The 14831-nt window shown below is 41.1% G+C and carries 14 protein-coding genes; 9 read left to right on the top strand and 5 right to left on the bottom strand.

The genetic code is table 11. From position 1 onward, the window contains the following. Positions 1-158 precede the first annotated feature (158 nt). Positions 159-1547, top strand: coding sequence for an alpha/beta fold hydrolase (locus POF52_RS14610; RefSeq protein WP_271993258.1), 1389 nt, complete (start codon positions 159-161; stop codon positions 1545-1547). 34 nt (positions 1548-1581) lie between these two features. Here POF52_RS14610 and POF52_RS14615 read toward each other — a convergent pair whose 3' ends face one another. Both POF52_RS14615 and POF52_RS14620 read right to left on the bottom strand, forming a co-directional pair. Next, positions 1582-1911 carry a 4Fe-4S dicluster domain-containing protein gene (locus POF52_RS14615; protein WP_271993259.1) on the bottom strand — a complete coding sequence of 110 codons (330 nt, stop codon included), beginning with the start codon at positions 1909-1911 and terminating at the stop codon, positions 1582-1584. Further along, positions 1911-3509, bottom strand: a complete 1599-nt coding sequence (locus POF52_RS14620) for an FAD-dependent oxidoreductase (RefSeq protein ID WP_271993260.1) — start codon at positions 3507-3509, stop codon at positions 1911-1913. The genes POF52_RS14615 and POF52_RS14620 overlap by 1 nt, the downstream gene beginning before the upstream one ends. Before the next feature lie 483 nt (positions 3510-3992). Here POF52_RS14620 and POF52_RS14625 point away from each other — a divergent pair, with 483 nt between their 5' ends. The 5 genes from POF52_RS14625 to POF52_RS14645 all read left to right on the top strand — a co-directional run bounded on the left by POF52_RS14625 (position 3993) and on the right by POF52_RS14645 (position 9092). Continuing rightward, on the top strand, positions 3993-4781 hold the full coding sequence (locus POF52_RS14625; protein WP_271993261.1) for an ABC transporter permease subunit: 789 nt from the start codon (positions 3993-3995) through the stop codon (positions 4779-4781). Positions 4782-4803: 22 nt separating this feature from the next. Further along, positions 4804-5805, top strand: a complete 1002-nt coding sequence (locus POF52_RS14630; protein ID WP_271993262.1) for a taurine ABC transporter substrate-binding protein — start codon at positions 4804-4806, stop codon at positions 5803-5805. Positions 5806-5868: 63 nt separating this feature from the next. Beyond that, a complete protein-coding gene (locus POF52_RS14635; RefSeq protein WP_334314407.1) occupies positions 5869-6681 on the top strand; it encodes an ABC transporter ATP-binding protein in 813 nt (270 codons plus the stop codon). A gap of 13 nt (positions 6682-6694) precedes the next feature. Further along, entirely contained in the window at positions 6695-7630 is a 936-nt protein-coding gene (locus POF52_RS14640; RefSeq protein ID WP_057273586.1) for a TauD/TfdA dioxygenase family protein, read from the top strand. Between the two features lie 31 nt (positions 7631-7661). After that, the gene (locus POF52_RS14645; RefSeq protein ID WP_271993264.1) at positions 7662-9092 is read left to right on the top strand and encodes an MFS transporter; all 1431 of its coding nucleotides are present in this window, start codon (positions 7662-7664) and stop codon (positions 9090-9092) included. Between the two features lie 105 nt (positions 9093-9197). Here POF52_RS14645 and POF52_RS14650 read toward each other — a convergent pair whose 3' ends face one another. Then, positions 9198-9740: a GNAT family N-acetyltransferase gene (locus tag POF52_RS14650; RefSeq protein ID WP_271993265.1), complete on the bottom strand. Its 543-nt coding sequence runs from the start codon at positions 9738-9740 to the stop codon at positions 9198-9200. A gap of 93 nt (positions 9741-9833) precedes the next feature. On the opposite strand from POF52_RS14650, the gene POF52_RS14655 reads away from it, so the two are divergent. Both POF52_RS14655 and POF52_RS14660 read left to right on the top strand, forming a co-directional pair. Beyond that, positions 9834-10307 (top strand): hypothetical protein, encoded by a 474-nt coding sequence (locus tag POF52_RS14655; RefSeq protein WP_271993266.1) that lies wholly within the window; start codon positions 9834-9836, stop codon positions 10305-10307. 262 nt (positions 10308-10569) lie between these two features. Continuing rightward, positions 10570-10758: a hypothetical protein gene (locus tag POF52_RS14660; RefSeq protein WP_271993267.1), complete on the top strand. Its 189-nt coding sequence runs from the start codon at positions 10570-10572 to the stop codon at positions 10756-10758. Positions 10759-10776: 18 nt separating this feature from the next. On the opposite strand, the gene POF52_RS14665 is transcribed toward POF52_RS14660, so the two are convergent. Beyond that, a complete protein-coding gene (locus POF52_RS14665; protein WP_271993268.1) occupies positions 10777-11961 on the bottom strand; it encodes a M20 family metallopeptidase in 1185 nt (394 codons plus the stop codon). After that, entirely contained in the window at positions 11939-13291 is a 1353-nt protein-coding gene (locus POF52_RS14670; protein WP_271993269.1) for an LLM class flavin-dependent oxidoreductase, read from the bottom strand. The genes POF52_RS14665 and POF52_RS14670 overlap by 23 nt, the downstream gene beginning before the upstream one ends. A gap of 448 nt (positions 13292-13739) precedes the next feature. Between POF52_RS14670 and sfnG the strand changes: the two genes are divergently transcribed. Beyond that, positions 13740-14813 carry a dimethylsulfone monooxygenase SfnG gene (gene sfnG / locus POF52_RS14675; protein ID WP_271993270.1) on the top strand — a complete coding sequence of 358 codons (1074 nt, stop codon included), beginning with the start codon at positions 13740-13742 and terminating at the stop codon, positions 14811-14813. The last annotated feature ends 18 nt before the right edge of the window (positions 14814-14831 follow it).

Here is a 14831-nt window from a genome sequence, read left to right on the forward strand (position 1 = left end):
CGCCCCTTTTTTAGAAATTTAAATTTTCTAAATAATATAACTTCTTTATTTTACCATATTCATAACACATCGGCTTTTTTTATCTTAGAATGACATGACGTCTTTTACCTAAAATTGGTATACTGATAGAGTACAAGAATCGCCAAGGAGGATGATGTATGAAAAAAGTAAAAGCTGCCCTTCCACTCGCTGTTTCTTTAGCACTCGGACTTCAAGTACTCCCTATGTCCACTTCACCTGTTCAAGCTGAAGCAGCGGCAAATGCTGCTCATCATTCAGCAAAAGTTGAAGTCAAACGAGCAAACGCATTTTTAACGAATGTCGCCAACGGCAAAACAACAGAAGCTAAGCGCTACTTTTCCCGCAGCCTGCAGTCCAAAATGAGTGAAGACAACCTAAAAATATGGTGGTCAGCTCTAACGGCTCAGTTTGGTTCTGTAAAAAAGATTGGTACATCTGTACAAGGTGAAGTCAATACCGTTCATCGAAATATAGAAATCCCAATTGAATTTGAACACGTATCAGCTACTTTAACCGTTCGATTTAGTCAAAATCGTCAAATTGATGATTGGCGAATCGTACCGGAGGAGCGCCAGTTTTCGTTTTCCAAACCGCCTTATGACACCCCTAAGAACTACAGTGAAAAACAGCTTTCAATCGGCAAAGCACCTTACGAACTTCCAGCAACGCTTACTCTTCCAACACGTTCAAAACATCAAAATGTACCTGTTGTCATATTAGTTCACGGATCAGGACCTTCTGATCAAGATGAAACGTTTATGAGCTTAAAGCCGTTTCGAGATCTGGCTTCTGGACTGGCTTCTCAAGGAATCGCCGTTTTACGCTACAACAAGCGTACATACGAACATACAGCTAAAATGTCCGGTGAAAGTAAAATAAACGTTGACGATGAAACAACGGATGATGCCGTACTCGCAGTCAAAGCAATGGCAAAACAAAAAGGTATCGACAGCCGCAATATTTTTATACTAGGACACAGTCAAGGCGGCATGATGATGCCCAGAATTTTAAAGCAAACGCAGGACAAAAGCGTGCGCGGCTCTATTTTACTTGCTGCACCGAGCCGCACACTTCCACAGTTAATGCTTGAACAATTTGCCTATCTTGTATCGCTGAATCAGCTTCCGAAAGAGCAGCTTACTTTTTTTCAGCAGCAGTTTGCCATTTTACAAGACCCAAGCTTTTCGCCAGCTCAGCCGCCAAAAGAGTTCCTGCTTGGCACGCCTTATTTTTGGTATGACTTAGCTCACTGGCACCCTGCAGAAGTCGCAAAATCTCAGGACACGCCTCTGCTTTTTTTACAAGGAGCGCGTGATTATCAAGTAACGACGGAAGATTTTGAAGGCTGGAAACAAAGCTTATCTCAGCGTCCCAACACTTCTTTTAAGCTTTATCCAAAGCTCAACCACTTTTTCACAGAAGGAACTGGTGAAAAAAGCACGCCCGATGAATATGCTGTTTCAGCCAACATTCCTTCTTATATCATTGATGATATTGTCAAATGGGTTCGTGAAACGCAAAAGTAAAGAAAAAAGAGCGGCTTTGTCCGCTCTTTTTTGTCTATTTCCTATTTAAGATGATATGCGACTGATCGGAAGAAGCGGTGGATTTTCTTCCTTTTCCCCAGCCTACAGCTTCTCGGTAACTTCCAAGCAGGTGCTGATTAATTAGGTGCTGTTCATCTACTTCTGAAGTTTGTTCAGCTAAAGGCGTCACATATAAAGCATCTACCGGACAGTACAGTTCACACATAAAGCAAGTTTGACAATCGGATTGACGAGCTATGGAAGGAGCACCTCCCATTCGAGAGTGGTCAAAGACATTTGTTGGACAAACGGATACACAAAGATTGCAGTTAATACATCGGTCTTCACTAAGAAGCTCGATCATTAAATAACCCCCTTTACGTGATTAGAAGATTTTGTACCTAAGGGTCTCGCCCAGACTTCCTGCACCCCTCCGCTTAGAATGCGGTAGTGTTGCTTGGAATCCATAAACGGAAAATCGTCACGCCGGTGCATTCCTCGCGTTTCTTTTCTTTCTAATGCACTTGTATACATCCATCGCGCCGTTGCCGTCATGGCCGCAAGCTCTCGACTTCTCACGATGTTTCTTTCTTTATCATATACTCCATTCTTCAACTCATTCCACACGGCATTTAACTTCATAAGGGAATCTTGCATTCTTACTTCTGAACGGAACCAGCTTCGATCATATGGAAAGACTTCACGCTGAACCGATGCTATCATTTCCTTCGTATCAGCTGCATCAGAAGAAGCTACTGACTTTGTGATTCCTGACGCTTCTGATAAGCCTTTTGCATGTCGACTTCCGGCATTTTTCCCTTGCTTAACAGCAAATACTGCCGCTGCTTTTCCTGACCAGCAGCCTGAAGAGATAGCCCACGCTGCATTATGGCTGCCTCCTCCGGTAAATCCTCCGCAGATTAATTCGCGCGTTGCCGCATCTCCGGCTGCATATAAACCTGGAATGTCGGTTCTACACGTTTCATCTGTAATGTGAATACCTCCTGTTCCTCTAACAGTTCCTTCAAAACGCAGGGTGATTGGAAACATTTGAGTAAAGGGATTTATATGAAGACGATCAAATGATAAAAAGAAATTTGGCTGTGATAAGCGCATGGCTTTTTGAATGCTTTCATCCGCTTTGTCCAGCCTTGCATAAACGGGCTGGGTCATTAACGTTCTGGCAATGATGGAACGTCCTTTATGAGAACCGGCTCCTTCAATCACTGTACCGTCTTCATAATAAAATGTAGCCCATTTATAAAATGCAGATTTTGTGATTGGAGAAAAAGCTGGCGAAATCGAATAAGCATTTGAAAACTCCATACCTGAAAGGGCCGCACCTGCTTCTGTAGCTAATAAGTAACCGTCTCCTGTTAAAACATTTGTACCGAGTGCTCCGCTCAGAAATGCACACCCTCCCGTTGCAATCACAACTGCAGCAGCCTCCACTCTCCATTTTTCTTGCGTTTGATTATTGATTCCGCACGCACCTGCCACACCGTATTCATCTGCAAGAAGCTCCAGTGCGGGGCTATGGTCCAAAATCTGAACGTCTGCTTTTTGAAGCTGACGCCGCATTAATCTCATATATTCAGGCCCTTGAAGAGTCGTTCGCTGAGAAATCCCTTTTTCATCTACTGGAAACGGATAGCCAAAATGAGCTAACTCATTTACTTGGTCAAACGTACAATCAAGCACTCGCTTCATCCAGCTTCTTTCGGCTAAATATCCTCCCCGCTCTTCCCTGCTTTTCATCGCGGTCATCTGTTCATCAGAAGTGGGCTTTACATACCAAACTCCTGTACCAGAAGGCGCAGTTGCTCCGCTCGTTCCGCAATATCCTTTATCAACAAGTACAGCTTTTGCACCTTCTTTAACTGCTTGCAGAGCTGCCCATGCACCAGCAGGGCCTCCTCCAATAATTAATACATCTGTATGAAAATGAAAGTCGGCAGTCATATACGGATCCTCCTCTTAAAATGTTTACGCTCTCAAAAACCTTATTAAGAAAAAAACTTACTTACTGTCCATTCGACTATTTTGCTCATCGCTAAATCTATACCAACTATTCTGTTCCAGAATCCAATTTTTCCATAGCAGCCGTTCAATAAAAAAAGGAGACCAGTCCATTTGTTTCACCACAATGGTCTGGCCTCCAGTTGCCTAGTAGGCGCGTTTTTTCGTACAGCGTCAGAAATACCAAGTAATTCACTTTGTTTAATTATATATTAAAAGTTTATGCTAGGATTGTCAATGATTATGTTATTCTTAGAATTTATTTCGATTATTTTTATCTCTTATTGACAACTCTATGAATTTTTTGGTAAATTAATCTCACTAAACATATAGGATTTAAAAACCTACCAGTCAACTGGAGGCTCTCATTCTTTTTAAAAGATGAGAGTCTTTTTTGTTTAGAAAAACTTAAAAAGGAGGGATAAAGTGAAAAACACGTTGGTGGCAACTAAATCATTTAAAGTAAAAGGACTATCTTTTCTGAGTGTACTTATGATCCTCCTGCTTTGGACGCTTTTAAGTACACTTAAATGGGTAGATCCAATTTTTCTACCTACGCCTCAGAGCGTTTTGCATTCATTTATTAGTTTAGTAGTAGAAGGATACAAAGGAACATCTCTTGTTACTCACTTGTCTGCAAGCTTGTATAGGTTATTTACAGCCTTGCTGCTTGCTTTGCTTACAGCTATTCCGCTTGGGATTATATGTGGCTACTCTAAATACATACTGGCAATTTTTGATCCAATTATTGAATTTTATCGTCCGCTTCCTCCGTTAGCTTACTATGCACTTCTTGTTCTATGGTTAGGAATTGATGAAGGATCTAAAGTAGCACTACTGTTTTTAAGTGCCTTCGCTCCACTATTTATCGCAACAGTTGCAAGCGTACAACGCGTACCGCAGGACCGAATTAACGGGGCACTAACATTAGGTGCAACAAAGTTTAATGTATTTATTCACATCATTCTTCCATCTGCTCTGCCGGATATTGTGACAGGACTACGCACGTCCATTGGAATCACCTATGCAACGTTAGTCGCTGCTGAAATGGTTGCAGCTACTTCAGGAATTGGCTGGATGGTACTTGATGCAAGCAAATATATGCGAAGTGATATTGTCTTTGTGGGCATTATTATCATGGGTCTAATCGCTATACTTATTGATAGCATTATTCGCTTTTACCAACGCTTAGCCTTTTCATGGGTAGGAAAATAGAGCTTACTTAGGAGGAACATGGATGAAAAAAGGAATACTTGGTTTATTGCTATGCTTTATATTAGTCGTTTCCGGCTGTTCGAGCACTACATCTGGTTCTGAAAATGATGTACCGAAAGAAATACGTTTAGGCTATCAAGCTTCACCTAATGGAGAATTGTTAGCAAAAGCCCGTGGCTCATTAGAAAAGAAATATCCAGAAACTCAAATTAAATGGATTAAATTTGAGTCAGGCCGAGATATCAACAATGCCATTGCGGGAGGAAGCATTGATTTTGGACTCGTTGGAACACCGCCCGGCGCAATAGGAGCGGCTAATAAACTTCCTTACAAAGTGTATTATTTACATGATATTATCGGCGAAAGTGAAGCCTTAGTAGTAAAAAAAGGTGCGGACATAAAATCTTTAGAGGATTTAAAAGGAAAAAAAATTGCCACTACTTTTAGTTCAACGGCCCACTACAGCTTACTAAGTGCGTTAAAAAACAAAAACATTGATCTTAAAAAAGAAAATATCACACTACTAGACATGCAGTCTCCCGATATTTTAGCCGCTTGGAATCGCGGTGATATTGACGGTGCGTATGTATGGCAGCCTCTGCAAACAAATTTAATTCATGCTGACGGAAACGTGTTGATTTCATCCAAAGAAGTAGCCAAGCAAGGAAGCATTACAGGAGAATTTGGAATTGTTCATGAGGATTTCGCTAAAAAATATCCGAATATTGTGAAAGGATATATTTCGATCTTAAATGAATCCGTTAACTATTATCACAAAAATCCAGAAAAATCAGCAGAACTATTGGCTAAAGAATTGAACTTAACACCAAAACAAAGCTTAAAAACGATGCAGCAGCTAACCTGGCTAAATAAATCAGATCAAAAAGCATACTTTCAATCTAATGGTAAGTTGGCGCATGTGTTAAAAGATACAGGAGATTTTCTAGAAGCTCAAAAAGATATTCCTTCTTCTCCCGATTTAAAAACGTATCAACAAGCACTGCTAAATAATTTTTCTAAATAGTAGCGGGAAGTATCTCTTGCGGTCAGTCGAGGGATACTTTCTCGGTCAAAAGGAGTGATACATTTGAAAACTAGTGTTGCTGTTGAAGAAAGACCTAAACGTGTCCATAATCCTAAAGCCGTCGATGTAAAAAGCGTTGATTTCGCTTATGCTCAAACAAAACGTGAGCATCTCATACTACAAAATATTAATCTTTCTTTATATGAGCATGAGCTTGTTTGTGTATTAGGGCCATCTGGATGTGGCAAATCTTCACTTTTAAATATTCTAGCAGGCTTCCAACATCCTACAACAGGTACAGTCATGATTCATGGAGATGAACAGACCAAGCCTAATCCAGACGTTGGCGTTGTTTTTCAGCATCCTAATCTATTTCCCTGGCTGACTATTGAAAAAAACATTGAATTTGGATTGAAGATGCAAAAAGTCACCAAAGAAGAACGTAAACAGCTTGTTGCAAATTACCTGCAGCTGGTTGATCTAACGTCTGCTTCTAAAAAACTTCCTCATCAGTTGTCAGGAGGAATGAAGCAGCGAGCAGCCATTGCTCGAACACTCGCGACAGACCCTAAAGTTATTTTAATGGATGAGCCTTTTAGTGCTCTTGATGCGCTAACGCGGGAAGCGATGCAGCAACATTTATTAACCATTTGGAACCAAACAAAAAAGTGCATCTTTTTTATTACTCATGATGTAGAAGAAGCTCTTAAACTCGCAACTCGAATCATTGTGATGCACCCAAAGCCCGGAAGAGTCGTCTTAGATACGCAAAATCCATTACAGTCGGGACGTTACGAAGAAGGAACTTTTCAATATCACGAAAAGTTCATGGAACTGCGACAGTTTTTCATTTCAAAGATAAGAGAACAAGCATAAGGAGATGAACACAGTGTCTAATAATCTTTCTAGCTACCCAAGGCCTCTTCAGTTTCTTAACCGCGAGGTAAAAGAAGGTCCTCGTTTGTTAAAACGGTTGCCAGATGGTGTTGAAGAAAAGCCTTATACTTTCTTTTCCATTAAGCCCCTCACACCGATTATCGGTGCTGAAATCGAAGGTCTAGATTTATCCAAGCCTCTTGCAAAAGAAGTGCAAGAAGAATTAAATCGGGCTTTTTTAGAATGGAAAGTGCTTTTTTTTCGCAATCAAGAAATTACAAGCGAACAACATCTTGCTTTTGCAAAGCTATGGGGAGATCTTGAAGTACACCCTTTTTACAAACCTGCTTCACAAGAGCAAGCGAAAGAAATTGTACAATTCTCTAGAAATCAGAAACAAGGAGGATCTGAAAATGTTTGGCATGCAGACGTCACATTCCGCGAAAGCCCTGCCAAAGCTTCAGTACTTCGATTAATTGAAGTGCCTCCTGTGGGCGGCGATACGCTTTGGGCAGATATGGCTGCAGCATATGACAACTTGCCTGAGTCCATAAAAAAACAAATTGAAAATTTGAAGGCTATTCATGACTTCACTCCTTCTTTTGCTCATTTATTACAACCAGATGAACTGAAGGCTTTTCAACGAGAGTTTCCAGCGGTTGAACATCCTATTGTACGTACTCACCCTGAAACAGGTCGTAAAACGCTTTTTGTCAATTCATCCTTTACTACTCATGTTGTAGGTTTAGAACATTCTGAAGGCGAACAGTTACTTCAATCTTTGTTTAGGCAAGCTCATGTTCCAGAATACCAAGTACGGTTTCGTTGGGAAGTAAATTCAATTGCCTTTTGGGATAACCGTGCAACACAGCATTATGCTGTATCGGACTATTATCCTCATATCCGAAAAGCTGAGCGCGCGGCTATTATTGGCGATCGTCCTTTTTAACATTCGTTACATGCAGATTGGAGGTTAAGAAATGGGAAGCAGTAACACACATGTAATTCAATCGCGTCAAGACATTATCAACTTTGTTAATTCAAATCCAGTTACCTCTAAAAGCTGGAAAATCATTTTAGTAGCGTTAGGCGGCATTTTTGTCGATGCCTATGACTTTACCAGTCTTGGAATTGGAGCTGATCAGTTAAAAGAACAGTTTAACCTTTCTCCTGCCGGCCTTGGAAGTCTTACAGCTATTATGGCCCTCGGCGCTTTGTTAGGAGCTACTGTAGGAGGATACTACACCGACAAATTCGGCCGCAACAAAATGTTTTTAATTGATTTATTTTTTATGGTGTTCTCCGCTCTTGGCGCTGCTTTAGCAACTGATTTAGTTTGGTTATTTATCTTTCGATTTTTAATGGGTGTAGGCGTAGGACTAGATGTTCCCGTAGCGCTCAGCTTTATTGCGGAGTTCAGCAATTTAAAGAAAAAAGGTCAATACGTGAACTTGTGGTGTCCCCTGTGGTACGTGGCCGCAACTGTTACTGGACTTGTTGTTCTGCCTTTTTATCTGCTCGGGCAGCATGAGGATATTTGGCGCTGGTCAGTAGGATTTGGAGCTGTTGCTGCACTAATCGTGCTAATTTTGCGCTACCGCTACATGGATGAAAGCCCGATGTGGGCCGCTCATCACCTTCCCCTTAAAGAAGCTGTCAAGGTATTAGAGAAAACCTATGACATACAAGTCACGGTGGCTAAAAATGCAAAAGAAAAACCATTATCTCGTTCAAAAAAACTGTCTTACAAAGCTATTTTCCAAGGAAAGTATCGGGCTCGGACATTTCTAGCTTCCATCATTACGGCTACTCAAAGTATGCAGTACTTTGCCGTTGGCTTCTATATCCCAACCATTTCCACGCTTATTTTTGGCAAAGGAATGATTTATGCAATTATCGGTACTCTTTTCTTTAATTTATTTGGTATTATTGGCGGCTTTACACAATCAAGGCTAACTGAACAAGTCGGCATAAGAAAACTTGCCATTACAGGGTATACCATTTGCTCTTTAAGCTTAGTCCTGATGGGGCTCACAGGCGATACACATTTTATTGCGCTGCCGATTTTATTTATTGCTTTATTTATTTTTGGTCAATCTTTTGGCCCCGGAGCGCAAGGAATGACAATGGCCACTCTTTCTTACCCGACTGAACTGAGAGGACTAGGCTCTGGATGGGGGCAAGGAACAACGCGTATCGGCAGTATTTTAGGTTTTTACTTATTTCCGGTTGTCCTTTCAATTGGCGGGATCTATACGACGTTTCTCGTCCTTACAATCGTTCCCGTTATTGGATTGATCGCGACGATTCTTATTAAGTGGGAGCCTATTGGCACAGATGTCGAAAAAGAAGAAGAACAAGGATTTGAAAGCAATAAAAGCTTTAGTAAAAAAAGCGAGGTCTATCATTAACCATCATTCTAGTAAAAACGGAAAACACGCAAAACACCTTCAAGTGCAGTATGCTTGAAGGTGTTTTTTTCTTTAAATATCGATAGAATAAGGACGCAAAAAAAGCTATACAAAGCGCCCCATCACAACCGTATCATAGAACTTGCCGTCTGACAGCAGCTTGTCATTTTTTAATACCCCTTCTATTTCAAACCCGAACTTTGTATATAAATCAATCGCTTTTTTATTGGTCTCTAGCACATTCAGCGTCATTTTCTTCATGCCCGCGCTATCTGCCCATAATATAGACTGCTGTAAAAGCTCTTTGCCAATTCCGTATCCCCAACGTTCTTGTGCGATGCATACGCCAAACTCTACTTTGTGGGCAATTCGTTTCAACTCATTACCTTCGCACCTTGAAAATCCGACAATTTCATTATGTACAACCGCTACTAAAAATAAGTTTCGTTTACTTTCCATGTCACGACTAATAAGCTCTTCAAAATCCTCTTTATTCATATACCCTTCTCCTGGCTCACGATCTAAGTTTTCCGTTTCTCCGTCTAGCTGAACTCTTAGGTGAGACAATTCATCTGCATCGCTAGCGGCAGCTGAGCGAATGATGTACTGAAGTCCTTTTACACGGTAAATCTGCTGATTGATGACCATCGTATTCCTCCAAACGTCTTTATTTCATTAAATCTATCAATTGAATTTAATTTCCTTTACTATAAATATTATACATACAGAGATGAAAGAGAGTTGAACAAATTGGTCTGGTTATTGCTTTTAACCCTATACGGCATTTACAAGTTCTATAAATCAAGGAGACCACTAACGAAGTTTGATCATTTTTACGAGAGAGCGTTTGATCTGGAAGAGAAAAAGCGTTACGGAGATGCGCTTAATATACGTAACCAAGGAATTGAACTCCATACCCTTACCGATTTAGAACGAGCTGATTTACATTTAGCAAACGGGCATATGCTTTTGAAACTAAAGCAGTATGAACAAGCAACGAAACACTACGACGCCTCATTTAAACTAGCAAAATATGAAAAATTCCCTTACTCAGAAGGATTCGACGAAGTCATTGAAGCTTACTTGTATGCGGGGCGTAAAGAAGATGCGCTGATAATAACCAACGACATGTTAAAACGGCAAAGCTATGACCAAAAATTTAAAAAGCTAGAGCCTTTAAAAGAAAAGCTTCTTTCATATGAAGACTCATGGTAAAATTAAACAAATGAAAGCGTATTATTAAGAGCGATTGAGGTGAATGTAATGGTCATAACCGTTATTGTAGGAGTGCTGGGTTTGATTGGTTTAATTGCAGCAGGATTTGCGACAAATTATAAAGATACGAAGTAAGATGTCGTAAAGAAGAGTCGGCGGGACAAACGTAGTTTAGTTGAAAAAAGATCCGAACCATAAACTGTTGGGATCTCTTCATTGTGCTGGCGAACGTGAATTTAATCTATGTAGTAGCTTCTAGCTGTTGGTTGGAGGACAAGACGAAGACTCCTGCGGGAAAAGCGGAATAGGTGAGACCCCGCAGGAGCGTATGCGACGAGGAGGCTCACCGCCCGCCCGCGGAAAGCGAAGTCTTGCCTGGAAATCAACAGCGGTGTCACAAGCGACCCATACGAGCTCCTTTGTCCTTTTTTTCGTCTTTAGATTGGAGTAATTTTATGTCTGAATTTTTTTAACGAGCCAATAGCTTTTCTGTTATGCGCAAAAACATCTTTACTCCAATTTCAAGCGAGGCTTCATCTACCGTAAACTTTGGATGATGATGAGGGTACATGATGCCTTGTTCTTCATTTCGCGCTCCGATGTTAAAAAATGCTCCTTCCGTTTCCTGCAGGTAAGCTGAAAAATCTTCTCCTCCCATTTTAGGAGACAGCGTTTTAACCCGTTCTTTTCCATATTCTTCGATAGCTGTTTCTTCAATTAAACGCGTAATTTCTTCAGAGTTAATGACGGGATGATAGCCTTTTTCATATGTGAAGGTGTACTCCGCACCGTAAGCTTCTGTTAATCCTTTTACGATACGGTCAATTTGTGCCGGAACTTTTTCTCGCAGAGCTGCATCAAAGCTGCGAACGGTACCGTTCAACTCCACTTTATCAGGAAGTACATTGTGCGTAGTTCCTCCGTGAAATTGTGTAACTGATACGACTAATTTATCAATTGGATTGGTCGTTCTTGAAACAATGGTTTGAAGGTTGGTCACAATTTGCGCTCCTACAACGATTGCATCAACTGCTTCATGAGGCGCTGCGGCGTGTCCTCCTTTTCCTTTAATCGATATATTAAACGTGTCAGGCGATGCCATCATAGGACCTGCAAGCACGCCGATTTCTCCGACGGGAAGACCAGAATTCAAATGCGTGCCAATCACGTAATCCACACCTTCCATCACGCCTTCTTTGACAAGCTCCTGCGCTCCCCCGGGCAGCAGCTCTTCTGCGTGTTGAAAAATCAAGCGGATTTCTCCTTTAAATTCATTTCCTAATTGAGAAAGAACAGAGGCTACCCCTAGCAAAATAGCCGTGTGACCGTCATGGCCGCATGCATGCATCACGCCTTTATGAACCGAAGCAAATGCAAACGTGTTTTCTTCTTCAATCGGAAGCGCGTCCATATCCGCTCGAATCGCAACCACTTTTCCCTGCTCTTTTCCTATTAACCTAGCCACCACGCTTGTTGGTGTAGGACGCGTAATTATAAAGTTTCCAAACGAACGAAGCGTATCTTCAACAAACTGAGCCGTTCGGTGCTCTTGAAACGATAATTCAGGATAGCGATGAAAATGTCTTCTCCATTCAATTACCTGCTTCTTCAAGCTTTCTGTGACGCTGTATTCACCGATTGGTTTGACTGTCATAAACAAATTCCCCCTTTGTTTGACTATATCGATTGGCTGGAACGGAAAGATTTAAATTTCCGCGCAGCGTATCGCTTTCATATGAAGTGTCGTAAAGTCCTCGCTCTTGTAAAATAGGCACCACTTTTTCCACAAACTGATAAAACGTCTCGCTCATAAACGGGCGATGCACAAATCCATCCGCTGCTTCCTGCTCATACCATTTTTGCATTTCATCCGCTACGTGCTCAGGTGTTCCTGAAAACGGCGAACGAGGCAAAATTGTTTCAAGTGCCACTTGTCTTAACGTTAACTTTCGAGCAGCCGCTGCTTGTTTAATTTTATTTGTAGTGCTTTGAAACGCATTTGCTCCGATATCGCCTAACTCTGGAAACGGTGCGTCTAGGTCAAATTGCTGAAAGTCGTAGTCATCAAAAAAACGAGCTAAATATGTAATAGCGTGATCAATTGGAATTAGCGCAGCAAGCTCCCCATATCTTCTTTCTACATCTTCCTCGCTATCTCCTATAATTAAATCAATACTTGGAAAAATGAGAAGCTCTTCAGGATTTCTCCCGTAATTTTTTGCTCTATTTTTCATATCTCGATAGAATGCCTGCGCCTCTTCTAGTGTATGTGCATTTGTGTAAATCGCATCCGCATTTTCCGCTCCGAATCCTCTTCCTCTTTCTGATGAGCCAGCTTGAAACACAACTGGATGTCCTTGCTTTGAACGAGCAATATTTAAAGGCCCTTGAACTTGAAAATGCTTGCCTTTAAATCCAAGCGTATGCATTTTTTTCGGATCAAAAAACTGAACGGCTTCTTTTTGATAGATAAAAGCATCATCTTCCCATGAATCCCACAGTCCTTTTACTATGTCGAGATGCTCTTTTGCAATTTCGTATCGTTCGCTGTGAAGAGGAAGATACCCTCTCCTGTGATTGCGCGCTGCCCCTTCTTGCGGAGAAGTAACTACGTTCCACCCCGCTCTCCCGCCGCTTATATGATCAAGAGACATCAGCTGACGAGCGATTGTAAAAGGCTCACTGAAACTTGTTGAAACCGTCCCAACTAGTCCGATGTGACTCGTAGAAGCAGCGAGAGCTGACAGCAGCGTAATGGGCTCAAAACGATTTAAAAAGTGAGGAATAGACTTTTCAGATATGGCTAATCCATCCGCAATAAAGATAAAGCTGAACAGTCCTTTTTCCAATATACGCGCTTGTTTCTTATAAAACTCAATATTAATGCTTGCATCAGGCTCTGCGTCCGGATGTCTCCATCCATCCGTCGTACTTCCAAGGCCTTTAATATTTGCTCCTAGCTTTAGCTTTCTTTTCTCACTCACCGTATACTTCCTCCTTTTTACGACAATTAAAAAGAGATGCTTTGATTGTTCAAAGAAAGCATCTCCAGTGATCTGGTCGATCGTTTTTAAACGGCTATTTATTTGGAAAAAATAGATGTTTATTTCTCATTTGTTTAACATATTTGAATAGTATACTCACTATTCCTATAAGTCAAGTTTGTTTTTAGTTAAAATAGATGATCTCTTCCTTCTTTAGTTAAACTTAATTACGATTTCATTTCTTTTAAATTTCTTAAAACTCACTTTGACTATCGGAATAACCAGTGATATAACTATATGTACATTCAGCATCCGTACCGCCTGTCAGGCTACTGAAGGCTCTTATCTTCTCTTCAACTTGAAGCGAGATAAGAGCCTTTGGCATTTAAGGAGATGAATGTTTACCCTGCTCATTTATTTTCACTACTTAACTAAGGAGGCGTTACATATGAGTTTGCAATTTGCTTATTGGGCCCCGAACGTAAGCGGAGGCCTTGTCATTTCCAACATTCCTCAAAAAACAGAGTGGTCATTTGAAGCAAACAGCCGGTATGCGCAAATTGCCGAACAGGTGGGCTTTGATTATGTTCTCTTGCAAACTAGGTTTTTTGCAAGCTACGGAGCTGAAAATCAACTAGAAGCTGCGACACTCGCTTCTGCTTTGGCCGCCACTACTAAAAAAATCAACATTATTACAGCGGTTCTTCCCGGGTTATGGCATCCCGGCGTATTTGCTAAAATCATTTCGACTATTGACCATATCAGCAGCGGACGCGTCTCTGTGAACGTTGTAAGCGGCTGGTTTAAAGGCGAATTTAACGGCTACGGCGAACCATGGCTAGATCATGATGAGCGCTACCGCCGTTCTGAAGAATTTATTAACGTGCTTCGAGAGCTATGGAAAAACGAAACGACTACGTTCAAAGGAGACTTTTACCGATTAAATGACGCACCGTTAAAACCAAAGCCTCTTCAGCCGCCAAAAGTATTTCAAGGAGGAAACTCTAAAGCAGCCCGTGAAATGGCAGGCCGAGTATCAGACGTTTATTTCATGAACGGCAACTCGATTGAAAACTTAAAAAACCAAATTGAAGATGTAAAAGCAAACGCAAACGGCCGTGATATTCAATTTGGCGTGAACGGGTTTGTCATTGTTCGTGAAACAGAAGAAAAAGCAAAACAAGTGCTAAAAGAAATTGTGCTACAAGCGGATAAAGAAGCCGTTGAAGGGTTTGAAAGTCAAGTGCAATTTGCGGGAAAAGCTTCTCCTGAAGGTGAAGGCATGTGGGCAAACTCTTCATTTGAAAACTTAGTTCAGTATAATGATGGCTTTCGAACTGGCCTTATCGGAACGCCCGAACAAGTCGCCAATCAAATTATCGAACTGAAAAAAATCGGCGTGGATATTATTTTAACAGGTTTTTTACATTATGAAGAAGAAATCGAAACGTTTGGCGAAACCGTTATTCCGCTCATAAGACAAAAAGAACAGGAGCTAAAAGAAAAAGCAGGTGCATTATAAATAGTTTATCGTAACGAA

Origin of the sequence: Priestia sp. AB (genome assembly GCF_028369225.1) — a bacterium.
GTDB classification, from domain to species: Bacteria; Bacillota; Bacilli; order Bacillales; family Bacillaceae_H; genus Priestia; species Priestia megaterium.

Coding starts and splice junctions, on each gene's coding strand:
- POF52_RS14665 (WP_271993268.1), bottom strand. CDS start 11,961: ATGACAGTCAAACCAATCGGTGAATACAGCGTCACAGAAAGCTTGAAG.
- POF52_RS14650 (WP_271993265.1), bottom strand. CDS start 9,740: ATGGTCATCAATCAGCAGATTTACCGTGTAAAAGGACTTCAGTACATC.
- POF52_RS14615 (WP_271993259.1), bottom strand. CDS start 1,911: ATGATCGAGCTTCTTAGTGAAGACCGATGTATTAACTGCAATCTTTGT.
- POF52_RS14630 (WP_271993262.1), top strand. CDS start 4,804: ATGAAAAAAGGAATACTTGGTTTATTGCTATGCTTTATATTAGTCGTT.
- sfnG (WP_271993270.1), top strand. CDS start 13,740: ATGAGTTTGCAATTTGCTTATTGGGCCCCGAACGTAAGCGGAGGCCTT.
- POF52_RS14610 (WP_271993258.1), top strand. CDS start 159: ATGAAAAAAGTAAAAGCTGCCCTTCCACTCGCTGTTTCTTTAGCACTC.
- POF52_RS14645 (WP_271993264.1), top strand. CDS start 7,662: ATGGGAAGCAGTAACACACATGTAATTCAATCGCGTCAAGACATTATC.
- POF52_RS14620 (WP_271993260.1), bottom strand. CDS start 3,509: ATGACTGCCGACTTTCATTTTCATACAGATGTATTAATTATTGGAGGA.